Annotated in this window: 20 protein-coding genes; 8 read left to right on the plus strand and 12 right to left on the minus strand. The window is 55.0% G+C overall.

Features of this window, described 5'->3' with window-relative positions:
- Positions 1-2,128: excinuclease ABC subunit UvrA (gene uvrA / locus AABZ39_19485; protein ID MEK6796966.1), on the plus strand; the 2,128-nt coding region annotated here is incomplete at its 5' end.
- A gap of 171 nt (positions 2,129-2,299) precedes the next feature.
- Here uvrA and AABZ39_19490 read toward each other — a convergent pair.
- On the minus strand, positions 2,300-2,986 hold the full coding sequence (locus AABZ39_19490) for a DNA alkylation repair protein (protein MEK6796967.1): 687 nt from the start codon (positions 2,984-2,986) through the stop codon (positions 2,300-2,302).
- A 126-nt stretch (positions 2,987-3,112) separates the two neighbouring features.
- Here AABZ39_19490 and AABZ39_19495 point away from each other — a divergent pair, with 126 nt between their 5' ends.
- The 6 genes from AABZ39_19495 (at position 3,113) to miaA (ending at position 7,753) form a co-directional block, all read left to right on the plus strand.
- Positions 3,113-3,733: a flavodoxin family protein gene (locus AABZ39_19495; GenBank protein MEK6796968.1), complete on the plus strand. Its 621-nt coding sequence runs from the start codon at positions 3,113-3,115 to the stop codon at positions 3,731-3,733.
- A gap of 134 nt (positions 3,734-3,867) precedes the next feature.
- Positions 3,868-4,446, plus strand: coding sequence for a TlpA disulfide reductase family protein (locus tag AABZ39_19500; protein MEK6796969.1), 579 nt, complete (start codon positions 3,868-3,870; stop codon positions 4,444-4,446).
- A gap of 13 nt (positions 4,447-4,459) precedes the next feature.
- Positions 4,460-5,368: a hypothetical protein gene (locus AABZ39_19505; GenBank protein ID MEK6796970.1), complete on the plus strand. Its 909-nt coding sequence runs from the start codon at positions 4,460-4,462 to the stop codon at positions 5,366-5,368.
- A 322-nt stretch (positions 5,369-5,690) separates the two neighbouring features.
- Entirely contained in the window at positions 5,691-6,251 is a 561-nt protein-coding gene (gmk, locus tag AABZ39_19510) for a guanylate kinase (GenBank protein MEK6796971.1), read from the plus strand.
- Positions 6,252-6,280: 29 nt separating this feature from the next.
- Positions 6,281-6,823, plus strand: coding sequence for a hypothetical protein (locus AABZ39_19515; protein MEK6796972.1), 543 nt, complete (start codon positions 6,281-6,283; stop codon positions 6,821-6,823).
- Positions 6,824-6,835: 12 nt separating this feature from the next.
- Entirely contained in the window at positions 6,836-7,753 is a 918-nt protein-coding gene (gene miaA / locus AABZ39_19520) for a tRNA (adenosine(37)-N6)-dimethylallyltransferase MiaA (GenBank protein ID MEK6796973.1), read from the plus strand.
- A 10-nt stretch (positions 7,754-7,763) separates the two neighbouring features.
- On the opposite strand, the gene AABZ39_19525 is transcribed toward miaA, so the two are convergent.
- From AABZ39_19525 to AABZ39_19560, 8 genes are all read right to left on the minus strand, one after another.
- Positions 7,764-10,754: a hypothetical protein gene (locus AABZ39_19525; GenBank protein MEK6796974.1), complete on the minus strand. Its 2,991-nt coding sequence runs from the start codon at positions 10,752-10,754 to the stop codon at positions 7,764-7,766.
- A 41-nt stretch (positions 10,755-10,795) separates the two neighbouring features.
- Positions 10,796-11,083 carry a hypothetical protein gene (locus AABZ39_19530; protein ID MEK6796975.1) on the minus strand — a complete coding sequence of 96 codons (288 nt, stop codon included), beginning with the start codon at positions 11,081-11,083 and terminating at the stop codon, positions 10,796-10,798.
- Positions 11,084-11,102: 19 nt separating this feature from the next.
- Positions 11,103-14,570, minus strand: a complete 3,468-nt coding sequence (locus AABZ39_19535) for an alpha-amylase family protein (GenBank protein ID MEK6796976.1) — start codon at positions 14,568-14,570, stop codon at positions 11,103-11,105.
- 65 nt (positions 14,571-14,635) lie between these two features.
- Positions 14,636-15,691: an AraC family transcriptional regulator gene (locus AABZ39_19540; protein MEK6796977.1), complete on the minus strand. Its 1,056-nt coding sequence runs from the start codon at positions 15,689-15,691 to the stop codon at positions 14,636-14,638.
- A 157-nt stretch (positions 15,692-15,848) separates the two neighbouring features.
- Positions 15,849-16,634: an alpha/beta fold hydrolase gene (locus AABZ39_19545; protein ID MEK6796978.1), complete on the minus strand. Its 786-nt coding sequence runs from the start codon at positions 16,632-16,634 to the stop codon at positions 15,849-15,851.
- A gap of 51 nt (positions 16,635-16,685) precedes the next feature.
- Positions 16,686-19,286 (minus strand): hypothetical protein, encoded by a 2,601-nt coding sequence (locus AABZ39_19550; protein MEK6796979.1) that lies wholly within the window; start codon positions 19,284-19,286, stop codon positions 16,686-16,688.
- Positions 19,287-19,389: 103 nt separating this feature from the next.
- On the minus strand, positions 19,390-21,474 hold the full coding sequence (locus AABZ39_19555) for a pyruvate formate lyase family protein (GenBank protein MEK6796980.1): 2,085 nt from the start codon (positions 21,472-21,474) through the stop codon (positions 19,390-19,392).
- Entirely contained in the window at positions 21,468-22,580 is a 1,113-nt protein-coding gene (locus AABZ39_19560; GenBank protein ID MEK6796981.1) for an alcohol dehydrogenase catalytic domain-containing protein, read from the minus strand. The genes AABZ39_19555 and AABZ39_19560 overlap by 7 nt, the downstream gene beginning before the upstream one ends.
- 116 nt (positions 22,581-22,696) lie before the next feature.
- Between AABZ39_19560 and AABZ39_19565 the strand changes: the two genes are divergently transcribed.
- Complete coding sequence (locus tag AABZ39_19565) at positions 22,697-23,542, plus strand: AraC family transcriptional regulator (protein MEK6796982.1); 846 nt, start codon at positions 22,697-22,699, stop codon at positions 23,540-23,542.
- Positions 23,543-23,644: 102 nt separating this feature from the next.
- Here AABZ39_19565 and AABZ39_19570 read toward each other — a convergent pair whose 3' ends face one another.
- From AABZ39_19570 to AABZ39_19580, 3 genes are all read right to left on the minus strand, one after another.
- Positions 23,645-24,649, minus strand: coding sequence for a carbohydrate binding domain-containing protein (locus tag AABZ39_19570; GenBank protein ID MEK6796983.1), 1,005 nt, complete (start codon positions 24,647-24,649; stop codon positions 23,645-23,647).
- A 71-nt stretch (positions 24,650-24,720) separates the two neighbouring features.
- On the minus strand, positions 24,721-25,824 hold the full coding sequence (locus AABZ39_19575; protein ID MEK6796984.1) for a DUF4838 domain-containing protein: 1,104 nt from the start codon (positions 25,822-25,824) through the stop codon (positions 24,721-24,723).
- Positions 25,821-26,335: hypothetical protein (locus AABZ39_19580; protein MEK6796985.1), on the minus strand; the 515-nt coding region annotated here is incomplete at its 5' end. The genes AABZ39_19580 and AABZ39_19575, both read right to left, overlap by 4 nt.

The following is a 26,335-nucleotide window of genomic DNA, read 5'->3' on the forward strand; positions in this document are numbered from 1 at the left end:
GTTCACCTATACCGAGGGCGTTGCACGTGTCACCGTCGGCACGAGGAACGAATACTACACGAAATTCCCGGCCTGCCTTGAGCACGGCATTCTGTATGAGGATGAGATAACACCGCGTCATTTCTCGTTCAATTCGCATTGGGGACATTGCCCGGAATGCAAAGGGATCGGGAGCTCAATGAACTTCGACCCCGAGCGTGCGATCATCGACGGGAACAAGCCCTTCTTCGCCGGCGCGCTCAATGAACGCCTCCACCGCTATTTCATCGAGGCGGGCGGCTGGCTCCATCAGCCGATAGTACGCCTCATGCGCACACACGGTTTCCCGAAAAAGAAGCTCTATGATATCCCGTACGCCGAACTCGATGAGGGCATCAAGAAGATAATATTCTTCGGCGACGGCGTGAACGACGGCATGTCGCAGACGATCCGCCGCTGGTACGATTCGAACGATCTCATGAAAGAGGATTTCAGCGAATACATCGATGACCTCCTTCGTCTCTTCATGACCGAGACGCCGTGTCCCGCCTGTAACGGCGACAGACTGAACCCGAAGATACGATCGTACCGCATCGGCGGAACGAATATCAGCGGTATGGCGAAACAGACGGTGGCTTCACTTGCCCAACGCATGCAGAAATTACCAGAAGAGCTCGCCGACCGTGAACGAACCATCGTGCGCGAAGTGTTAAAAGAGATACGCACACGGCTCACCTTTCTCGATAAAGTCGGGCTCTCCTATCTCACACTCGATCGGAAATATTCCACGCTCTCCGGCGGTGAATCGCAGCGGATACGATTGGCGAGCCAGCTCGGGAGCCGACTCACCGGCGTGCTTTATGTCCTTGACGAACCGACCGTCGGTCTTCATCCCCGCGACACCGCAAAGCTCCTTTCAACGCTCAAGGAGCTCCGCGATCTCAAGAATACGCTCATCGTCGTAGAGCATGACCGCGAAACGATAGACGCGGCCGATCACATCATCGACATGGGGCCGGGTGCGGGACATTTCGGCGGCGAGGTCGTGTACAACGGACCGCGTGCCGCTTTCGACAAAGCGGATACGCTCACGGCGAAATATGTTCGCGGAGAGATGAACGCAGGCGATGCAAAACGTTCGTATCGCACCGGAAACGGGAATGTCATTACCGTGCGTAAAGCATCGAAGAATAATCTCAAAGGGATAGACGTATCGATAAAGCTCGGCACGGTAACGACGGTAACGGGTGTTTCGGGGAGCGGGAAATCATCCCTCGTCGTCGATACGATACATGCAGCGGCGGCCGATGTGCTTCAGCGGCGAAAAGCGCGCGGCGGCTATGGCGCGATAGAAGGCATGGAAAAGAACGGAAAATCCGTCATCGATCAGGTGATACTTGTCGATCAGCTTTCCATCGGCGGCTCGATACGGAGCACGCTCGTGACCTATCTCAAGATATTCGACCGAATACGCACCGTGTTCTCAAAGACCGAGCTCGCACGCGTCAAGGGCTACACATCATCGCGCTTCACCTACAACGGCCATGAGGGGCGATGCAAGGCCTGCGACGGCAAGGGCATACGCGAGATAGCCATGCACTTCCTCTCCGACCTCGAGGTCGTCTGCGAGGAATGCAAAGGCAAGCGATACAATGCGGAAACGCTCGCGGTGAAATTCAAAGGGCTTTCCATTGCCGATGTGTTCGAACTTACCGTCGATGAAGGCATCGGCTTCTTCGAGCATCACAAAGGCGTACGCGAATCCCTCATGCTCATGTCCGAAGTTGGCTTGGGCTATGTGAAGCTCGGACAGCGGCTCGACACGTTCTCCGGCGGCGAGCTCCAGCGACTCAAACTCTCGCGCGAGCTTGCCCGCGGCACCGGCGAACATACGCTCTACGTTCTCGATGAGCCGACGACAGGGCTTCATTTCGACGATGTGCGGAAGCTCATAGCAGTGCTCCATCGTCTCGTTGACAACGGCAACACCGTTCTCATGGTAGAACACAATCCCGACATCATGCGGAATTCCGACTGGCTTATCGATCTCGGACCCGAGGGCGGCGACGGCGGGGGAAGGATCATCATCGAAGGGACGCCGGCGGAACTGAAAGCGGCGAAGAAAGGATATACGTGGGAGTATTTGTAAGCGCCGCCCTGAAGGACGGCGCTATGTGCAAGGAGGGAAAAGCCATCGGCCTGAAGGCCGACGGCTTTGTGTAAGCCAATATCCATAAAGATCGGCCGGTGCTCAATCGCGCGAACCGTTCACGGTGAAGCGCAACCTCTTGCAGATGGAGTGGGCGTTCACGGCCACGAGTTATCTGGCTTTCCTCTTCGCCTCTATCACCCGCAATCGATCTATCTTCTTCTTCGATGTCAACTCCCTGATCGCATCCTTCCCTATCCACCGCGCCGACTTCGAATCGGATCGCGCAAGGATCTTTGCCGTCCGTAATGCGGCCGTATGCAAAGCGATGCTTCTTCCCTTTCCGATATTCCTGAGCGCCCAGTTGACCGCCTTCTTCACGAAATTCCTCTCGTCGTCCGCGTATCGCACGACGATCGGGAGGAATTTCTTTATCCGCGCATCGGAATATCCTTTGCCGTACCAGCCTATCATCGCCATGAGCGTAAACCCCGCACGGCGAACGAATTCCTCTTTTCGCGCGGCCCATGCGACGGCTTTTTTGTACGCGAACCTCGAATCGGAGATAAGGTTGTCGCATGTCTGGTCGCAGATCTCCCAGGAATCGAAATCGTGCACCCACGACTCGAGCTGCGCATCGGTCACTTTGTCCTTTTCATCGATCATTCCCGCAAGTATTCGAGCTTCATTATAGCGGGATGCCCAGAGCCGCGCGGCGAGTGCATGGTCTGGCTTAATCGAGCGCGCGAGATCCCTGATGTCGTAGAGAGAAATTCCCAACGCATTCTCCATGCGCATTCCGACGCGGGCCATGCGGGCCATGTCCTTTGTGCTCTTGAGGGCCATCAGCCTTTTCATGACATGTTCATAGTTCATGGGACAGCATCATAGCACATCCGCGGCCAAATGAACAGTTCGATGTTTTGACGGGACCGATGATATAAGATAGGATGGGGAACGAAACGCCGAAAGAAGGAGATACCGATGCATGTCGTCGCACTGAACGGAAGCCCGAAAGAGAACGGCAACACAGCCCAGGCATTGAAGCTCGTCACCGATGAACTTGGCAAAGAAGGGATATCATCCGAGATGATACATATCGGAAATAAAGCGCGCGAGGGGTGCCGTGCCTGCGGCTCATGCGCAAAGACCGGCGTCTGCATAATAGCCGATGACATTGTCAACGGGACGGCTGAGAAGATCGAACGCGCGGACGGTCTCATCCTCGGTTCACCGGTGCAGTATGCATCGATAGCCGGCTCGATGAAGAATTTCCTCGACCGCCTGTTCTTTTCTCACCGGCGTATCGTGCGTCATAAGGTCGGCGCGGCGGTGGTCGCTGTACGCCGTTCGGGCGGCATGTCAGCTTTTCAGGACCTGAACAGTTATCTTCTGATCACGGAGATGATGGTCCCCGCGTCCAATTACTGGAACATCATTCACGGGAGAAGCCCCGGAGAGATACATGAGGACGAGGAAGGTGTGCAGATCATGCAGGTGCTCGGCAGGAATATGGCATGGATGATGAAGCTCATCGCTCACGGGAAAGGCGTCGTGACCGAACCGGAAGCCGAACAGAAACGGATGACGAATTTCATCCGATAGTAAAAGGGAGCGGCCGCGGCGGGTATTCCCGAAAAAGAGGCTCGCGACTTTGTGTCGCTCGCTCGCGCGCAGCGCGTTGCAAAAAAACCATGCCCGATGTACAATCCCGTCACTCAAATGAGGAGTACTATCCTATGATACGCAAAATACTTCCGTTCGCCGTTATCATCGCCGCCGCGAGCTTCGTGTTCGCCGGGGCATCCCTGCCTGCGGTCGGCAGCCCGATGAAAACGTTCTATCTCCCGGACTTCAACGCACAGCAGGAGGGGAGAAGCACGTTCGTATCGTTGAAAACGCTTGCAGCAAAGAACAAGGTCGTCGTATTCAGCTTTTTCTATTCCTCGTGCAAGAACTGCAAGAACGAGATCCCTGCGGTGCAGAAGATAGTGAGCGAGTATACGAACAAGGGTGTTGCGCTCCTGTTCGTCTGCGCCGAGCCTGTCGATGTGAACAACGGCGAATCATGGACGACGGACGGTGTCGCCCGCGTGCAGAAGGTCATCACCGAATGGAACATCACGTATCCCATCGTCGATGATCATTACCTCAATGCCGCTACCGCATACGGCGTGTTCGATGAAAAGACACGGGTGATACATGCCCCGGCGCTCTTCATGGTGAGCGGCTCGAAGATCCAGTTCGCACATTCCGGGTGGGAAGGCGAAAAGTCGGCTGAGGAAGTCGAAGCAGCGATCAAACGGCTTCTCAAGTAATCGTTCTGTTCGTATGCCGATGAGCGGACGGCTCACGCCATTCGCCGAGCTCGGCGGCACGCGTTCGCAGAGCCGCGATCTTCCGCTTGCCGTCGTCATCATCAGCCGCGATATATCGTCGTCCGTTGCGCTTCGTTCCGTGGAAGCCTCGCTCGGGGATTTTCCCCACGCGTTGATGGTCGTCGATGCTTCACATTCCGACGATGCGATATCCCTCGTTCGGGAATTCCCGTCGGTGCGGTATATCGTGCCCGCAAAACCGATATCCTACACCGCTGCCGCTCTGCTCGGTATGGAGGAGAGCAGCGCACGTTTTGTGCTCATCATGCCGGGAGATGCCTCGGTCACATCCCTGTCACTTTCGGAGATCGATACCGGCGGTACGGCATGTGCGGTCATCGCGCCGGTGCTCTCTCATCAGGGCAGAAAAGCCCGGTCGGTAATGAACGGTTATATCACGGAGGATGAGACCATTGCTTTCGAATACAGCGAGCCGGCGGATATCGATATATCGCTTTCTGCGTACCGCGGCATCGGGCTTTTCGACCGCGGGCTCTATCAGGAGATAGGCGGATTCCATCAGTTCCGGAGCGCCGCCTATACGTTCCTTGATTACTGCTACCGTGCGCTCGCGCTCGGACGCCCGACCGTCGTGCATCGGGCATGTTCGATGGATGTCCCCGACGGGGAAGAGCCTATATCCGATGAACTCGACGATGCCTATTTTCATTACCGGAACGCACTCTTCCCCCGATACGACAAGCCCGCCTCCCGCATACCCGCGGGCATTTTTTCACGGGCGAGAACGGCCGCGCTTTTGCCGCGTATTCGATCGATACAGGAGCAGCGCGCATGGCGGCATGCACACCCGCGGAAAGACGATGAAATGCTCCTGTACGTGCGTACGAACATACTGACATAGGCGGACCACGATCGCCGCACCCGCTCCGAATTCATCACGTAAGAAAAATGCAACCACAGAGAAATAGCAGGAGAAAACAGAGAAGAGCAGATATTGGTTTTTACCCAACAGGTGGTTTTTTATTTTATCTCTCCGTTTCCTCTCGGTATTTTCTCTGCGACCTCTGTGGTTTTTCTTCCCCATTATGATGATTTGGCCCGCTTTTTCCGATTGCAATAGAAGTCAGGATATGGTATAATCCATCGCTCTCGGGACCGCCCTCTATCGGCGTAAAAGCCGGGCGGGGCGGTAGTGAGAGGGCCCTCGTGCCGGAGATCGTGCCATGGGAAAATGCATCGTCGTGACCGCCCCCTCGGGGAGCGGTAAGACTACGCTGATAAAACGGCTGCTCTCAGAGACGCCGTCGATACAGTTCAGCGTGTCGCATACCACCCGGCCGAAACGGGACGGTGAGACGGACGGACGCGATTATCACTTCACGGCGGAATCGGATTTTCTCGCGATGATCGCGCGGGGGGAATTCCTCGAGTGGGCGCAGGTGCACAGCGGCTATTACGGAACGGCATTGTCGGAGCTCGCCAAGGTCGAGACGACGAACCTCATCCTCGACATCGATGTGCAGGGCGCGATGACGCTTCGTGCGCGCAAGCAGGAGGCGCTCTATGTGTTCATACGCCCGCCGTCGCTCGCCGTGCTCCGCGAGCGGCTCACCGCGCGGCATTCGGACAAGCCCGAGGAGATAGACCTGAGAATGTGGAACGCGAAACGAGAGATGGAATATATCGAACATTTCGATGTCGTCATCGTCAACGATGTGCTTGAGCGCGCCTATGCGGAGTTTTCCGGGGCGATACGGCACTATCTCGGCGAAGCCGGCATATAGATGCACCGAACACAAAGGAGAAACGAACGATGATAATCCCGCTGGAAAAACTGATCGAGTACAAAGGCAACCGCTATGAACTTGCGCGCGCCATGATAGAACTTGCCCGTAACGGCAAGGGCCTTCTCTACAACGAAACGAAGGTCAACAAAGGAAAATACATCTCGGTGGTCATCAAGAACGTCATGGAAGGCCGCATCAAATATGAATACGGCAAGGAATTCCCGTCGAAGGTCGACGACCATGCGCCGTTCATGCATTCGAACGAGATATACGACGAAACGAAATTCCATGTCCCCGACCCCGAGCCTGTCGCGGCGGACGCCTCTGCGGAGAACGCCGATGAGGTCATCGATGATGTGAACGACTCCGCGCTGGAATCGGAAGTGTATGAAAGCGACGACGAGGCCGACGAGGATATCGAAGCGCTTGACGATGCTGAAGAAAGCGAAGGGACCGAAGCGGCCGCGGCGGACGGCGATGACGCCAAGAAGAAACCGGCGAAAAAGACGGTGAAGAAGGTCGCCAAGAAACCGGTCAAGAAAGCCGCTCCCAAGAAAGCAAAAAAATAATCGTCCGCACCCATGAACGCCGTTCGCGCCGTCATGATCGCGGGGGCCACCGCATCGGGAAAAACGGCGTTCGCACACGATATCATTGAGCGGCATTTCCCCGACGCTGCCATTCTCTCCGCAGATTCCATGCAGCTCTACCGCGGCATGGACATCGGTACCGCAAAGCCGAGCGTATCCGAACGCTCACGCTTCAATTATCACCTCATCGATCACGTCGATCCGCATACGGATTTCTCCGTCGCCGATTATGTGTCCGCCGCGTCCGCGGTGCTTGCGGGAACTGAGCGGCTCTTTATCGTCGGCGGGACGGGATTATATATGCGCGCGCTCATGCACGGCATGTTCACGGAGACCGATGACGGCGGGGAGATACGTTCCCGCCTTGAGAGCGAGGCACGGGAAAAAGGTATCGCACATCTGTACCGCCGCCTCGCGGACGTCGACCCTTCCATCGCGGCAAAAATTTCACCGACGCATGAACGCCGCATCGTGCGTGCCCTTGAGGTGTTCGAGAAGACCGGCACGCCCATGTCCGTCATGCAATCGCGCCGAACGCCCCTTGTCCCGCTCGTGTCGATGATGTTCTGCATGCACGTGCCGCGCACCGTGCTCTACCCGCGCATCAATGAGCGCGTAACATCCATGTTCGCACGCGGCCTCATCGATGAAGTGCGCGGACTGCTTGCATCCGGCGTTACGGCGGCGAACACATCGATGCAGGGCATCGGCTACAAGGAAACAGCGGCGCATCTTGCCGGCGGCATTTCCTATGACGCGCTCGTCGACACGGTGCAGATGAACACGCGGCGATACGCCAAGCGTCAGGAGACATGGTTCCGCAGGGATGAGGCGGCATGGATATCGCCGGACGACGAAGCGGCGGTATCGCGCGCGGTCGAAGAAATGAAGCGGCTTTTCGGGCAATAGCACACAAGCATCAGCGAGCCCGCTGGATGTGTATCCGTACGCTCCCGCGTATCCCGGCCGGTGCGGCACTCCCTTCGATGACGTTCTCTAACGTATTCGCCGAATCGACTTCCATCGTGTTCACGCCATCCCGGAGAATATCCGATATCTCGATGCGATACGGTCGTGCATATACGATACCGGCATCGGTACCGTTCACACGCACGTGGGCGAATGCGCCGGGATAATCGAATACGATATGACAACGGTCACCCTTCCGCTTCGATACGGTGATCTTCGCCGTATACCGTACGATGCCCGAATAGAACGGCCAGCCGTTCTCATGCCACGGTATAAGCCCATGTGCCGTCGATCCATTATCCCGTGCGATGCGATACGTGCGCCCGGTCCGCGCAAGCGAATGATCGCCGATGAGGTAAAGCATTTCCTTGAAAATATGCCGCACACGCGCAGGGTCATCCGTCGTCGATAGAGATATCGAATTCATACCCTTTTTCACGAAAGGGGATATCAGTACCGATCGATTCGATTCATCGAAATCGCGGCAGGCGGTAAAGCGGGATAGCGGGTGGCCGTTGATCGAAACTGAGAACCGCTCTATCGTTGTGCGGTCGGCAAGGAGGCGGAGGTTCTTCACCATATCCTGTACATGGAACGGTGCGGTAAACGTGAGTTTTGCTTTCCTTCCGGACGCTTTTGCTGACGGCAGTTGCGCCACCGGAAGGGCGATATGCCCCCTGCGTTTGCCGTTCACGTGAATATCCCATTCTTTCAAAGGCAGATAATTATCCTGCAGGCGCTTGCATCGCCAATTTGCAGCGGTGAGGTCGATGGAATTAACCCCCATCCACGCCCTTCGGGCACCCCTTCCCCCTTTTGAAGGGGGAAGGGGCCGGGGGATAGATGTTATTTTCACATGCTTAATAAGAACCCCATGATGCGGCGGAATTATCATCGTCGCTGCATTACCCGCTCCGGTGAACTCACTGCTGTTGGCGTCGAGTATCGATAGCGAACCGCTCTTCGCTGAACATGATATCGTTGCAGATCTGTCTCCCTGATTATAGACAAAGCAATATCGCGTGGTCCCGTCACGCATTTCCCTGATAGTGCAGGTCTCAGGGATTTTGATATCAAGATGAACATGTCCTTCACCCAGCATCCTCTCTGCTATCGTCCGCATTATTTTCGGCGATGCTCGGACAATGCGCGTACGCCCCCAGATATTCTTCCCATCGAGCGTGAGCGGCGGCTTTCCGATGAAATAGACGGGATATTTTCTATCGACGAGTTCCTTGATGCGCTCGATCGCTTCGGCTGACAGCACCGGCACATCGGGAATAAAAATCATCTCATACCGCGCCTTGCCGACAACGAGTTTTTTATCAATGAGCGGTATTGTTTTGAATTCAATGTCATCGACAAGATCGAAAGCGATGCGATTTGACGAAAGGCGTATGATATCCGCGCCGATCGCCGATGCATGACGATAGAATTCTTCATTCCGCGGTGACCCCGCCCGCGGCTCGATCGTCCTCGTATTGAAGAACGCGGCGGGATACAGATATCCGGCGACCACATCGCGCCGTGCCGTCCGTAGTATCCCCGAAACACGGGCGATATACGTGCTGAACGTATTGAAATATTCCCAATACGGCTGCTGATAGAATATTGACGGCGGCGCTTCTCGTTTGCGCGGGCCATCGAGACTGTAGAACTGCCCATGAATGCAGATGCGGTTTATCCCGAACGAGAAGCACCAGTCGATGATGCTTTTCATCCTGTCACCGTCAAGGTCCTCTCCGGAAACGCCGAGCGCTTCAACGAGATAGTCACGCCGCCCCGTCTGCGATATCACTGACTCGCCTATCTTCGGGCCGATATTGATGAGCGGGTGTTCCATGCTGCCGATGAGAGAACTGATGCTGTCAACGCCGGGTATGCCGAATGACTTAAGGAGCGTCATGAGATTCGGTGTATTGACCTGCTGTCCGAACGGCTCTTCCTCGGGCGAAATATGACCGCAGGATTGCATGCGATTCTTTTTACACCAGGCGTGTATCGGCCGAAAAAAATTATCATTGAAAAGCTCGCCGGTGACCGTGCGGTAACGGCTGCGGATGACGGGGCTCTCTTTCGAGTGGTCTCCGAAGATATGCGGCAGGACCGTGCTGAACACCTCTCCGTATTTCTCCTCATAGCGCTTCGGTATCGCATCGTTCCACGGAAATGTCGGCATCAGTTTCGATTCATCGAGAAATATCCCGGGGATATATTTCCAGTATTCTTTCTTAACACGCTTACGATATTGCTCATGCGTCAGTTCGATGAAAAGATCGGTCGCCCCGCGATTCATGAGATCGGGGTAATCGCCCCAGACCCCGCCCTTGAAGGCAACTGCCGTTATCACGATTATCTTTTCTATCGCCGTATCGCTTTCATGGAATATCCGTATCGCAGGATCATAGCTCATCGCACGATAATGCGGTTTCATGGCTCCTTTGAACGGCGGATAATAATCCCGCGAACCCTTTCCCATCTCACCCCAATCGGTGCGTACCGTACCGCATTTCGAAATGATATCGATCCACGGACCCTTGCCCGCGGTGCGCAGAACCTTCGGGAACGCATAGACACCGATGATATTCCCCATCGGCACCGTGATGTCGATGCGCTTTCCGCCGACGGGATATTCCGCTGCCTGCAATGTCCTTGCTTTATATTCAGGATGCTGAGCGGTCACAAGTCCGCCGGCTGCACCGCTCGGATACGGGTCTTCATCGTAAAGCCAGGGGTCGAGACCAAGCGGTATGCATTCACCGATGATGAAGTTGATGCGTTCGAACCAGAGATCGGAGAGATACGGGATGAGATTTCCCGCGCGCGAGTGCATGAAAAGGCCGGAGAACCCCTGCTCTTTCAGGCCTCGCAGTTGCAGGCGTATCTCATCCTCTTCGATGAAATGGTTGATGAAGTAGAATGCGATGGGGCCGTTCTTCATGATAACCTCATTGATCTGTATTCGTTCGCCGCGTATCACCGTCAGCGAGTGACACCGTCGGTGAAGCCGGTGCCGCTTACCGCGCCGTTGGTGATGATTATCTGTTTGAGGAGATCACCCGCGCCAAGAATTCGATTTCCGATGAACGAAACATCCTTTGCCTGCATCATCCAGATAAGCGCATCGTAGTTGATGCCCGACACTTCCTGCGGACGATACGCAATTGCGCGCATCGGGTTTACGAACACGTTCGACACTACGGCTGCATCCGCTGCGGACAGTCCGATACATGCAAAAACGACGACAATTGCGAAGCATGATTTTTTCATACAGCACACTCCTCTGAATTCACTGAGTAAGGGGGACCATCTTCAGGACCAGAAACTCGTATCCATGCAGCCCGATCTCGATGCCCTTTTCCAGCAAGGTATTCCCGCTGATCACGCCCCACGGACTTCTGTTCATATCGGACAGTTCGACCACACGATACTTCTTGCCTTTGAACGGCAGATCGCAGTAACGTACTTTTGCCGTTTGCGGCGCGCCGGTCTCATTGAACATGCCAAGATAGTAGGTGTTGCCATTGTATTTCACTTCGCAACGGACATCCGGCGATGTCTCCACATATTTCCTGCATTTCGCCCATTGATGCACGGAGGCGAGAAAACGAGCGCCTTCCGGTTCCTTCCATTTCGGTGTTCCGGGCAGCATCAGCACGCTGCCGCGGCCGAATTTCCAAAACACGGCGGAGAGCCCGTCGTCTCGGTTCTCTCCGATGGTCACGACACGGTTCTTGTAGACAGGCATCGATAGCACATTGTAAATCGGAAGCGTGCCGCGATAACTGTCATGATCCATCGTAAGGATACTTTCAGATGCCGTCGCCGGCGGGCCATCGCCCGTGATTTCCAAGCCAAGACCCCGCAGGAGTTCATAGTCCTTTGTGCACGTTTCCGTCGTATAGCTCCCGGTCTCTGAAGAGAGCACAAGTATGCCGCCGGACGAGACATACTCGCTCAATTTTTTCATGAATCGCGAGGACAGCATGCGCGAATCGGTATCGATGAGCAGTGTATACGCCGCGATCCCACCCTCCGATCGGTCGGAAACGACTTCGGCCGGGAGATGACCGAATACGCATGCCTCGGAAAGCTCCCACCCGGATCGATGTAGCCAGACCTGATGGAGGTGTCTCCCCGGTATATATACATCACTGTCGTGCGAGAAAATGAGCGCCATATCGCTCTGAAGCGATCGCAAGCCGCCGATCTCGGATAGTCCTTGCGCCCCCAGGCCGCGGAACGTATCGAGGGTGTTGGAACGCGCCGAAAGCATCCCGGATATCCATGCGAACGATTTTGCACCGTGGCTGAACACGTTCATGAACGATGCCGAAAGATCGTACTCGCCCGGCGGGACGCTTCCCGGCTCCCAGAATATCCGCACCCCGTTTTGCGCGGCAATGCTCCCGTGATAGAGCCCCACCGCGGGCGGTTCTGCGGCGGAAATATCCCAGCTGACATTATTGGAGCGCATGAGCCGGCAGAGCGCCACCTCATCCCCGCGGCCGTGTGCGGCAAGGGACAGCTGTACATCCGGATCGATAGACCGTATCGTCGAGATCATTCTTTCGCAGAAATACATCTCGGTCCATTGTCTGAAATCCTGGAAGGCTATCCACATCCGTGACACTTTCGTGATATCCCTCCGCGGCGGCTCGGGGATACGCACCTCATCCCAGGATGATAATGTCTGCCCCGTAAAGGATGCCACCTGTACGAGCGAATACTTCTTTTCGGAACGAAGATAATCGATGAACTTCTTCCGCGAGATCTCGCTGTACCCGTAAATGCTGTCATCCGTAAGGTCTTTGTAAAAACCGATCTCGGTCTCGCCGGCGAAAAGATTATATCCGACGACGCGTCGATCGTTCTTGAAATGAAGCGCCACGTTCGATACATACTCGAAGAAATATCTCTGAAAATTCGCGCCCCAGGGGTCGGGGTAATGGCCGGGTATATCCTTTACCGCGGCGACCGACCGCCGAAAGAACTGAAAACGGCCCTGATTATCAACGTTCTCCTCGCCGAATTCGGAGGTGAACCATTCGGGGGCGCCGGATATCATCCCGAGGCTGAGATAGGAGCTCAGCCCCGTGTCATGCAGCATGTCTATCGCTTTCGCGTAATTGCCGTAGTTGTACCTGTCCTTTGCCGTCTGCAGTTTACGCCACTCGAAGGTGATATATCCGGCATTGCCGCCATTCGCCCTGATGGTCTTTGCCTGAAGGAATTGATTGGAAGCATCGAGAGGACTATCCATACTGTGCCCGGCGATGGTAGCCATGAGGAATGCGCTCGTCTCGGCGCGGGCATCCTTCTTTTCGATCGCAGGTCCGAACTCAACGGGAAGCGATGCGGCCTTGATGCGCAGCGTGCCTATCTTGCTTTCAAGGACCATCTTCCTCGATTCGAACACCTGCGCCCGTATCTGTGCGACCCCATTGTCCCATTTCGAAAGATCGAATGAATGATCGGAAATATTCAGGCCTTCTTTTAACAGCAGTGGTTTTGCAATATTCGTGACGACTTCGCCCCATCCATTGTTAAGCGAAATATGTATCTCTGCATTCCTTTCCTCGAATTCGTAAATGGTCACGCGTACCGGAACTGCGCTCCTCTCCGCGGCGCCGTATTCCTTTCCGGCAGTGCTCGCGTATGCCCGTGCCTGCCCCCAGCATTCGGGATTGACGAATTGCACACGCGCGCCTTTGGTGAAAAAGCCGACACGCCCTTCACCGAGCTCGGACTCCTTGAGTATTATCCTTTTATCCCTGCCGAACCGTACTTCGATGGTGCCTTCAATCCTGTCACGAAAAACCGAGACGGTCGGCACTGATCCGGTCCAGGAAAAAGGCTGGCCGATCTGGAATATCTTATCCCCATTATATTTCTCGAATCGCCAGAGCTTATTGTCTCCCCGGCAGTATATCTTGTAAAAGTGCTTTGCATCGGAATAATCGAGGAGAAAGCCGAATTCCTTTTTATCCGTATACTCGGTCTCCGGAAGATGCTCGATGTCCGCCCGTATGCCGTAGTTGGGCATGGCAAATCGATCGGACGCAACGAATGCCTTCTGCCACGTCGCCGCATCCGTGACATATTGATAGTCCCCGGCACCGTATATCCTGCTGTACACCTCGCTCGTGGAAAATGATGTATCCGTCTGCGACAATATCTGTTTGCCGGTGCGCCACACTCCATTATCCGTGTCTATACTGCCGATATCGCTGTCCGGCCAAAAGCGGCGGGCGCCGCGTTCCAACGCAGGAATGGCTTCGAAGACGACACAGTCGTAATAGCAGGAGCCGGGATTCGCGGTGTCTGCGAAACGGTCGTCCGCCCAAAAAGAAAAAACGCTGTTGGTGATATCGAAAACACCGAGTTTGCCGTCGTTCGGTTGCAGGTTCTGCCACTCGCCCCCATCAAAGGAGACGGCAAGCCCCCGTCCGTATCGTATCGATACCTTCCACAGTCCATTGGGGATACCGCGTATCACGGTATGGAGCGCCGGCGCCCCCTCCTCGGATGTGCTGCGGTCGGCCGATACCCGCGGAGATTTGAGCACCGTCCCCTTGTAACGGTACTTCTTCGCATCTTTCTCAGTGGTCCATAAATTCCACTTATCCTGCGTGTCCTGATCGACAAGCCATGCATCCGCAGGAGAGGAATATTTCTCCGCATCGAATACGAGCCGTTCCTGACCGAACGCACATGATCCGAGGAGCAGTACCGCAGCGATGCAGCGCGTTATCATACATGGCACCTCGGTGCTTTCATCTTTATATGTAGTATAACCGATCGTGTCTTCTTTGTCTTGCGTTATTTTGCAGCCGCTGTGTGCTTTTTTGCATTATCCCGGAACGCCTGCGGCGTCATACCGGCACGCTCTTTGAATACGCGGTGAAAATGCGAGAGATTATGGAACCCGCACTGCAGCGCAGCATCGGTAACGGATATATCCGCCCCGCGCAGTAGAGCTCTTGCCCGTTCTATCTTTATACCGTTGAAAAAATCGGGAAGACTCGTGCCCATGCGTTTCTTGAACTGCCGGGAGAACGACGACGGGCTTACTCCTATCTTCCGCGCAAGATCGGTAAGTGACGGGGTTTCCGCGGCGCCGTCCGAGAGCACATCCATGACCTGCTTGAGGAAGCGGTCCTCAGCGGGATGCAGCGGCCTCGCCGTTTCATAGGATGACGAAAGAAGATGCAGCAGACTGTGCAGGCAGCTCTTGCGCGACTCGATGCTGTTGTCGCGGCGTGCGATCATCTCAAGCGATTGCATGACGAGGCGCCGGAATATCGCTTCCTCCGGACGAAAGCGGACGCCGGATCTGTCCTCCCAGAAGAACGCACGGAGCAGACGGAAGTTCTTATAGTGATCGAGCGAAAGGCCGGAAGCGCCGGGGAACAGCAGCGCCGGATCGAAACAGATATTGATGACATCGAAGGGGGCATTGCCGATCTCGTATAAATGATGCTGCCGATGGCTCATGAAAAGGATGTCGCCCGTCGACACGGGAACACGTGCTCCGTCGACCATGTATCGGGCGTTGCCGTTCACGACGAGGGTGAGCTCGAAGAATGAATGGCTGTGACGGTCGATATGGGAATTCTTCCGGTGAACGAGATAGAATGGCACGATACCGTTCGCCGCTTCGGTTAATCGCCGACTGTCCTTGACACTGGTGAACAGTGCCCTGTTGAACGCGGTATGTGCGGCAAGATCGAACGATATGCCGTACAGGGCAAGAAGACGCTCGCAATCGGGCGCGCGTTCATTCGTATTCGGCATGGCAGCAGGCTGAGCAGCGCGTACACGCGACCGCTCCAGCCGTTTGATATACACGCTTTTTTCTTTTCCGATCTTATTCATTTTCTTATTTCTTTTCTCTGATCTATTATATTCATTTTGCATTTTACTTCAAACCCGTAAGCTTCAACAGTTTTATTAAAGCGCTCGCCTGCCATAAGATATTTTTTTTAATTCTCTTTGCGCGTATAACGACAGTATACGCCGTCCGCTTTCATCGTCAAGTGATGCCGCAAAGGGAATGAAAGAACGAGAAAGCCTCGTCACACAAAAGCGGTGCATCATGATCACCGATGGGCAATTCATGATACATAAAACGTGCGTCACCGTACTTCACCTCCGCAAGCTGTCTTGCCTGCGACACGGGCATTACGGCATCGACAGCTCCGTGCGCGAGAAATACGGGCATCGAGAGGCGCTCATGGTGCCGGATGACAGAATGAGCCTCATATGCCGACGGCCGCTCATCAGGTGTTCCACCATACGCATCGGCGATCGCTTTCGCTATCGCGCTCGGAGTGCCGTGATGATTTTTCGCCCACTGCCAAAATGATGCGATATCACTTACCGCACCGAGAGCTATCACGCCGTGCACATCCTCCGGATGACGTATCGCGTAGATAAGATTCCCGGCACCGCCCATCGAACCGCCGAAAAAAACGAAACGCTCTCCGCCGCAGGCATCACGGATATGTCCGATCAGTGCATGAAGATCGGAAACGGCAGCGTCGTTCATCCATGCATTGCCGCGAAGGTTCGGTGTAAGTATCCCGACACCCGCGGATATAAATTCCGGCAGCCAGCGATCGCGGATGTCCTGACGCGTATAGAGCTGATCGCCGTGCGAGCCGTGCCCGTGCAGGTTCACCGCCCATGTTGAAGAATCACCGGGGAGTGCAAGCGCCCAATCATGCGAACCGTCATGCTCGTTGGTATACGTAACGCGTCTGAGTCCGGGCGGGAATACATCTCCCGACACCGGTGCATCATCAATTGAGCCGATCATCTTTGATGCCGTCCTTGGTGCGATACATATACCGTAGTATGAAGCTGCAATCTACTGCTCGACGAAATAGACCGGATCTATATCGACCGTCATCGTATCGCCAACGGCAACAGAATTTCCCATCATGTCAAATGCCGCACGCGACGTCCACAGCTCGGCAGGGAAATTCTTAAGCGCCGTCGGTGTTCTCGACCAGAGCACGTCGATGCGCTTGCCCGCTTTGATGAAACGCCCGACGAACGCACCGTACTTCTGTATACCGGCAATATCCGGATAGAGATAGCCGTCGGGCGTCGCCTCTTCGATGAAAGAGACCGCGACCGCATGAGCAGCGAACGCAGGCGATGGTGTTCCATCCACATCGTTCAACCCTGAACAGGAGTCGGCGTAGGATGCACGCCCCGTCGGCTTCGCATGGAACTTGTAGAAGATATTCCGTTTGTAACCGCCGGCTTTTCCTGAGACCACCGTACGCGCCAGAGTATTGGCCGCATCACGCGCACCGTACATGGACGACGGCGGGATGTCCCAGCTGTTCATCCAGCTCCTGCCGGCATAGAGATAGATGCCGCCCTCGGTCTGCCAGAGTTCAAGCGGTTTTCCCGCGTAGCTTTTGATAGCGCTGAGCCGTTCAGGAAAACTTACGATCACCGGTTTTCCAGTATAGGAAACCTGATCAAGCGAAATGTTCTCGGCATACCAGTGATGTGAATAGCCGTCAATGTTCATCAAAAGCCCGCTCTTGATGAAAGCCTCCACGTTTTTATCATCCGCACCGGCTCCCGCCGGACCGAGAAGCTTTACGTTCGCTCCCATCGCGCTGATCGCCGCGCGGCTCTCGCTGACGATGCGAGCATAGACATCGTCTTTGTTCTCCCCTTTTTTCACCTGGAGAAATTGCCCCTCCGGCTCGTTCCACACCTCCCAGTCCTGTATCCATGGCGCGAACGTTGTCACCGCACGTGTCACATAATCACGCCACGCGTCCCAGTCCTTCGGCGGATACGAGTACCAGATAGTACTTTGTTTACCCGGATCTGAATCGCCCTGATGCACGGGCGTCGTATTAAGAAGCCCGAGTATCTTGAACCCGCGCGCGGCAGCGATCGCCACACGATTCGTAAGCCAAAGCCAGTTCCCGGGCTTTTCCTCGATAAGATACCAAGCCGTGTAATGCGGCGGATAGGGCCTAAGCCAGCGGAATCCCGCCTTATCAGCAAGATCAAGGTTATAATCCGAAAAAAGCGAGTGCGTACCGAAAAAAGAGTCCTTTACCTGAGATGCTGGCTTGAGACGTGGAACAACGCAATAAAGCAATTCGCTGAAAAGTCTTGGGCCGCCATGTTCGCGTACTTCAATTTTAAATCCGCCCTGCCGCGTACTGGGGAATACCAACCGTGTCATGTCTTTCGCAGGAATCGTCTTTGTATCGACGACTTTTTCCCAGGCATCCAGCGTTACAATGTCAAGCTCGCCGCCAGCCATCGTCATAAGGTCGAATGCAACTTTTTCGCCGGGGTAGAACACGTTGCCTGGATGCAGGGCGTCCGCAGCGATCAATCCAGCCCCAGGCAATGCCGGTTGAGCATCCGCAATATCGGTCTCGCCTTCTACGACAGTAACATTATCGAGTTTGTACTCACCGGGCGCATCGAAATTGAACGCAAGTATGAACGACCCGCTCGCTGACGGCTTGGGCACCACCGTAAAATATTTTCGTTCCCATGCGCCGCCCGCTGTGGAAAAGTTCGTCACTGTCCATGCTATATTAATTTTTCCGGAGCCGAGGCTTACTGAAAAACGTGACGGCACCGATGTTTTCACCGAAAACCCCAGTGTGACCGGATGTCCGTACCTCGCCTGAAAATAGGCGCTCGTCAGGGTAAAAGCGGCCTTATCCGGATTCTGGAACGACCAGCAGCGTTTACCTGCCGCGGCATCCGGATCGATCGTGAAATCATACGAATCATCGTTGATGAGCGTATCGGCGCGATACCCGCCTTTCGCGTTCGCGCGGATGTCGCCAGACCAGTGTACGCGGCCGGCCTCGAACGAACCGTTCTTAATGAGATTACCGCTCCGTGCTGAGGCGCCATCCTTTTCCGGCAGACGCCGCACGCGCACGTCGTCAAAATAGACCGTGTTGACGATGGGTAAATTAAAATAGAGTCCCCACTCCTTCGTTCCAGCGACCTCGGGGACAACGAACATGACCACATGTTCCGTCCAGTCATCGATTGGAGCGAATGACACCTGACTGAACGCGCGGTACGGACCGACCGGACGGAGACTGAAATCCACTGGTCCGATATTGGCACCGCCGCGCAGCCAGAAACGAAGCTCGATAAGATCGCCGGGATTGAGCTTGAGTACATGATAGAGTTCAAGCGCCGACGCGCCGGTTATGCGCTTCATCTCCATACGGAACGCATATTTTCCGCTATGCGGCGATGATGTATCGCGCGTAAGATCCACTTCATTCTTTGCCCAGTTATTGGGTCTCCAGTTACCGGTCAATTCATCTTCAAATCCGCCGTTCGGAATAAGATCAACGCCGACAGGTGTGGGCGTATCCGCAGCAGCCGCAACATTCTGAGCATTCACCATAAAAGCTGTGGATAGTATCGCAAGAAGCAGATAACGAATGATCATGACATCTCCGTTTCACGTTGATTCGCATCAGTATAGCAGGAACCACCACGGACAGCAATGCACAGAACGGCTCCGCTCATGCAGAAAACGGAGAGTAGACGCATTACCCATGCGCTCGTCGCCGTATTACATCATTCTGCACATCCGTCGAAAGTCCGGTGAAGTATGCAGAAAAACCGCTTACCCGGACGACAAGGCTTTTGTAACGCTCAGGATCATGCTGCGCCGCAACGAGGTCTTCGTGCCGGGTGAAGTTGAACTGAAGCTCCTGTATCCGATGTTCGACAAAGAACCGCATGAACGAAATAAATCGCCCCGCTCCGTCATCATCGCTGTAATGTTCGGGATCGAAGCGCATATTGATGACCGTACCCCCAAGCGCATCTGATGTGTCTGGGACAGCTACCGACGAGAGAAAAGCCGTCGGCCCCTTCGCATCGCGTCCGAAATAGGGAGATGCCGCATCGGAGAGCGGTGTGTATGCATGGCGTCCGTCGGGTGTGGCCTTCACTTCCTTGCCCGCCGGTATGTTCTGCACGTTCGCCGCCATGCAGGCGACATATCGTCCGCCCCCGACGATACGATGAGAGAGACAGGCGGACGTGAATACGCTGACGATCTCAGCTGCTATGTCATCGACCAATGGATCATTATTGCCGTATTTCGGCGCGCGATTCAAAAGCATACGACGAAGCGGTTCATGGCCGATAAAATCTTTCTCAAGCGCCGTCATAAGTTCATCATATGACACCGCGTTCTCGGTGAACACAAGCGTACGTACCGCCGCAAGCGCATCCGCCGCCGAGGCAAGCCCCATGCCGGCAATGCCGTGAAAGCGTTCGAACTCGGCGCCGCCTGCATTGACGTCCTTCGCACGGCCGATGCAGTCGCTCGTGAGCGCCGAAAGGAATGGATCTGAAAAACGTTCGGCAGGATAATGCAGGAACTGTCCGTTCAGATGATCGACATGACGGAGAAGGTCATCACGCATGCTGTCGATGAAATACCCCCAAAGCAATTCAAACGATCGTTCGCTTTCACCGGAAATCCGCTCAAGCGATTTGGATACGCATGACAGGATGTTAAAACGGCTGTCACCCCACGCCGGCTGACGACCTGCGAACATCGTCTCGATGCAGCCGACCATACAGTAATCGCGCGCGGTAGAAAGCGGTATGCCGATGCGCATAAGTCCTTCGATGAGCACATGATCGTTGAATATCGCGGGAAATCCCACGCCGGTCTTTATCACATCGAAGCATGCGCGGTAGAAACGCTCGTCCGTGCCGTCATGGAAACGCGCCGAAAGATTCGTCGATGGCGACTCTACGAGCGCTGTTGCTTCAAGTGCGATATAGAAAAGTTCGTTCGTCGCATCCTCACCGTCCGGCGTAAGCCCGCCGATGCATATATTCGTCACATCGTGATGCTCTTCTATTTTCGCCCAGAGATGACAAAAAAGTTCAAGTGCGTCTTCGCGTGTGATGCACCCCGTGTCGATATCGCGCCGGTAGAACGGGTAGAGATACTGATCGATACGTCCGAGCGCCATGGCCGTGCGGCCCTCGCCGGAAAGAAGGATATGCGTGAGCCAGACAAGCGCTATCGCCTCCTGCAATGTCCGCGGCGGCTCATGTGCGATATGATGAAGACCTTCCGCCATGGATGCATCGCCGACCATCGTCGCCGCTTGTGCATGGCGTTCAATGAAAAGGGAGAACGCCTCAAGCGATATTATCATCGCATCGATCGTGTCGCATTCTTCTTTCGCCGCATGCATCGCACGCGATCGCTTTGCACGTTCGATGAAGCCGTCAATGCCCTCGGCGCAAAGGCGCGCATAGTCGCCGAGCGTGTGGTCCCAGCCGACCTGGAAAAAACGCCGCCCCTTCGCCGTGTCGTCATCGAGCGCCGCTTCGAACTCATCACGCGATATTTCCGACGGAAGTGTATCGGCATAGAACGACGATATGCTTCCTGCAATTCGCGACCCTTCAGGGATGATCGGCGAAACATGCGCACAGACATTCCTGAACGCATAGGCACGCATGAGCGCATCAGCCTCACCTGCATGCTCGCGATAGGAAAGTCCGCGCCAATACGCGGTCAGAAAATATCGCTGTGCGCGCGTGTTGGTCGAACGAGCATGCTCGAGCACCGTCCGCCAATCGTATTCCGCCGTCAGCATGTGAACACCCCCTTGATGGAGATTCCATTCGCCGCATTCTCAAGTGCGATGTCCGCATCTTCTATCGAGTAGCGATGCGTGATGCATTGCGAGAATATCGGCACATGCCCCGGATGGTTCTGAATGAACGCGCAATAGGCGCCGATGTCGGCAAGCGTATACTGTCCGCTCCCGACAATGGTCACCGCCTTGAAGGTTATCATTTCGGGAGATATCGATACAGCCCCGCTCGATGAATACTGCCCCGGCACGATATATTTCCCGCGCGTACGTATGATCGAAAGCCCTTCGACGAACGATGCCGGCGATCCGCTCGTTTCAATGACAATATCGGCGCCGTTGCCGCGATCGTGTTCCCGCGCCGCTTTCATTATCGAATCGATACGCTCCTGCGCCGACGAACGGTAATCGAGTACCGCCGATGCACCGAACGCCTTCGCAAGACGGATACGCTCGGGGTTCGCCGCCGATCCCACGGCGATGACCGTCGCCCCCATGTTCGCCGCATACGCGATCGCAAAAAGGCCCATCGGCCCGGTGCCCTGAACGACAACAAATGCACCCGCATCTATCCCGCCCGCGTATTCGAATGCGCGCAATACGGTAGGTCCTGCGCAGGGAAATGCAGCGACCGCATCGACAGCGATGCCGTCCGGCACACGCACAAGATTCTTTGCCGGGCTCATGAGATGTTCGGCATAACCGCCGAAGAAGTGAGGCGCCGCTGCGGGATCTTTCATATAGGTCACACCGAAGTTAAGACAGCTCGCCGTTTCGCCCCGCCTGCAATTGAAGCATGTACCGCACGGGACCGCAACACAGGCGATGGCTTTATCGCCGACCGCGATCGCATTCCCAAGACCGTCCGTTGTCACACCATCACCGAGCCCCGTTATCTCACCGATGAACTCATGGCCGATGATGACATCCATTGCCGGGAGCGCTAACCGCCCTTTCACGATATGAACGTCAGTACCGCAAATACCGCTTGCGATCATCCGAAGCGACACGTCGCCTTTCCCCGGGGCGATAAGCGGATAACTGCGTATGTCCATGGGTTTACCGACGCCGTTGAACACCGCAGCCTTTGCGGCATGTGACATCATGCATTCCTCCGCGCGATTGACAATATTGCGTTCTTTTCTATACTCACAAGAATAATCATGAAAACGAGAACGCACATGTACCTGACGGCATTTTCTTTGTACCGCACGGCATCGCTATGACCATAGGACATACCTGGACGAACGACTGTTCACTTGCCCCCAAAATAGTGAATGCGACCGTCAGCGAACGGGAATCGCTTTTCAGTAAAAGTGCCATCAAACATACCGTCTGGGCGCGCGATTACAGCATCACGAACTGCGGCAGTTATCGCATCGATGACGGGAAATGGAGGGAGCGTCTTCCGCATACCGCACATCTCTACCCGCCGAAAACCGCATACTGGGAAGACTCGGTCAGAACGAAACGATCGGTGGAAAGCGCCTTCGTGCTTTTTACCGGCGGCGAAACGGCGAACCTTCAGGCGCTCATCCGTCGTCCGCATCACTATGCCCGCTTCGAAGATCCCGAAGAGCGTATCGGCGCAATGATCATCGATGCCGCGCGCGACGGCGATTCACGCGGCGATGCGGCTTTCTGGAAAGCACAGGCCATTCTCATTGCCATCATCGAGACATTGCTTTCGGCAGAGCATGTCGCGGATGAAACGTATCGCGCAGGCGAAACCACCGCCGCTCCGGCGCGGTCAAAGACAACACGCGCGGTCAGAACATACCTGCGGGCGCACCTGAAAGAACGGATATCCCTTGACGACATCGCTGCAGGCACGCACCTGAGCACATCGACAATATCTCACATCTACAAAAAAGAATGCGGCGAAACGCCGATGGAAACGCTCGTGACACTGCGCATCGAACGGGCGAAGCTCCTCATCCTTCGCGGTGAAAAGCTCCGCGCAATAGCCGATGAGACCGGTTTTCTCGACGAGTTCCATCTCTCCCGATCGTTCAAGCGGTCAACGGGCATTTCCCCGCGCGACTACGTACGCCGGAATTTCAGATAGCACGATCACTTTTCCGCAGCGGATCCGCTGATCGCCTCGATCTGTTTTACCGCACGATAATGCCGTTCCACTGGCAGCCTCTTGTCGCAGTATGATGTCCAACTATTTTTTCTCAAGCTGCACATCATCGAACCATACCGTGCCTGCCGCATCCGTCGCATCCTTCGCGGCCAGGTAGTCGCCGAAGAGATATACGAGCAGTGTCGCCGCACCGTTGGGCACCGTCACCGTCGCACGATAACGCTTCCAGTCGCTCGTCCCTGTCGGCAACCCCGCGAAATTCGGCGCGCTCAGCCACTTGCCGTCCGCGGACTTGTACGCCACGCGCAGAAATGGAGCACTGTTGAGACAGTTCTCTGTACGAATATATGCCGAGACAGTATATTTTTCTCCGGGAACGCACGGGAATTCCTGTCGGAAGCATGGTGCCTTGCCGCTGTCAACCTTTGAAGCACTGATACGCGCGCTTTTCGCACCGGTGTACTTTACCGAGTCGTCGATTGCGAGACTCCCGGGATAGTACAGAAGCCAGCCCTTGGGGATACTCTTGCCGTCGACATCCTCGAACGAACCGTTCACGAGCATGTTCGATGCGATGCTCTCAGCAACGATGGCTCCATCGCTTTCGATGATCTTAACACCCTTGAACATGCCGCTCATCCCCACGGTATCCGTACATTTTACTGCGATAAGATTGCTTTTTCCCTGCAGCATGAGTGAGGTAATATCGAAATTGAACGGCATATCCCATCCCAAACCGTTCTCGCCAAGTATATGCTCGCCGATCTTTTTTCCGTTGAGATAGACGACCGAATCGCCGTCCACCGCCCCGAAGGCAAGCAGGAGCCGCCTGCCGTCCGCGACCGTCGGCGGCATGAACCATTTCCGATACCACGCACTGCCGTAGTATCCATTAAATCCCTGCTCCTGCCACCAGCGATCGGCATCCAACACAAGCCATCCGCGCGCAGTTGATTCATATTCGGGAAGGAAACACGATCCACCATTATTGTTCGCATCGGCAAAAAATCGCCACTCTTTGTCCAGCGTCTCGACTATCCGTGAATCACCGAACACCTCAAGCGAGGACTCTCTGAGCGCCTTCATTACCTTCCGTATAAAGCCCAACGGCTCGCCGTTTCTGCGGTTCTCGAACACCCCGTTATTTTCCTTATTCGTTACGAATGCTTCAATGTTTTCCAGTGTATTAAGCGCCCCGATGCTGTTGGCATTTTTTTCTGGTTCTCAAACACCCTTAATCCGCGCGGAATACGATGCGCAGCGGCTACATCGGCAAAACGCTTTTCATACGGCGCTTTGTCCTTTACCAATGCACGTGCCTCATCGATGAGCGGGTTGAGCGCTGCAAGCATCTCATCCGTAAAAAAACGGTCGAGCATATATCCGCCGCTGATGAAGAGCGGCCCGGACGGCACCGCACGTTCCATCGTTTCATAATACCGTTTCATAGGCAGCGCCGCCGGTCCGAAATAGTTCGTGTAGTAGAGGTCCATTTCCTTCTGCACATCAAGGTCCGGGTTCCACATCATCTTAACGGTGAGATACATCGTATTGCCCTGTCCCCCCCAATTCCCCACCGGCATGCAGTAAACACCGACCGCACCGTATTTCCGGTAATTTCGCATTCGATCGGTTATCATCCCGAGAATGGGCATTGGCCCGAGCCAGGCGTACCCGGTGAAATATTCATAGATCAAAAGTTCTGCGCCGAGCGGAGGATATCCTTTCAGCGTGGCCAGGAATCTGCTGTTCGGTTCGCTCGATGGATCTTCAAGATCACGATGCCAGTCGCTGTATGCAACATTAAAGGCGGCAGCCCAAACGATCGGTGCACCCTCGAGCTTTTTCACGAGCGTGGGGATCTCCGTGTGCTGATGATATGCGTACCACGTGAGCTTTAGCTCGGGATATACAGCCTGCACCTTTCGTGCGACGATATTATTGAAAGCGCATACGCGGTTCGCCGCCGATACGCCGCCCCCATGGCTGGTCTTGAGGTCCGGATCATCCATAGCCCGACATTGTTCACACTCGCACCAAGGCAGGGCATCATTGGGCTCAACGGAAACCGCCATGAGCTGCGGATTATCCCTGCGCTTTGCAATGAGGAATGCCGCGAACAACTCCTGCACTTCAGGATTTGAAAGACAGCGTTGGGAATCCGGTATCCGTTTCCCTTTCACCAGCGAAAAATATTCCGGATGCGTGCTGAAATATTTCTCCGCAGGCAGTATATACATATATGCGTGGCCGGTGTTCATTTGGAACGATCCGCCGTACCGTTGCATGTTCGTCCCGTATAATCCGGTATTGATATGATTGCGTACCCCCAAAGCATGGTACGCGATCCTTCGTCCGCGGTCTGTTCTCTTCCATCCTGACAATAATTGTGCATTCCCATCCGGTATCGATAGCCGGGCTGATGTTTTTTTCTCCCCGCAGGCAGTTCTATCCTTGCTTGTGACGGCACATGCTCTCCCCACACCTCAGGGCGATACCAGCGTACGCCGAGCGTCTCAAGGAATTCGTATACGCCGTACAAAGTGCCGCGCTCCTGAACATAGGTGTTGCTGTTCTTTGTGTTATATACCGACGGTCCGACGCCGCCGGCAATGCGGACCGTATCTTTCGATACATCGATGATGAACTCATCGGGACTAAGTGTCTTCCAGCCGAGGTCGTCGTTCAAAGGATGCGCGCCGAGTACGATGTTCACACCGCCAGCCGTACCGCGAACGATAGCCGGCTTCTTCCCGGTGATCTTTTCGAGAT

This window comes from Spirochaetota bacterium, from assembly GCA_038043445.1.
Taxonomy (GTDB): Bacteria; Spirochaetota; Brachyspiria; order Brachyspirales; family JACRPF01; genus JBBTBY01.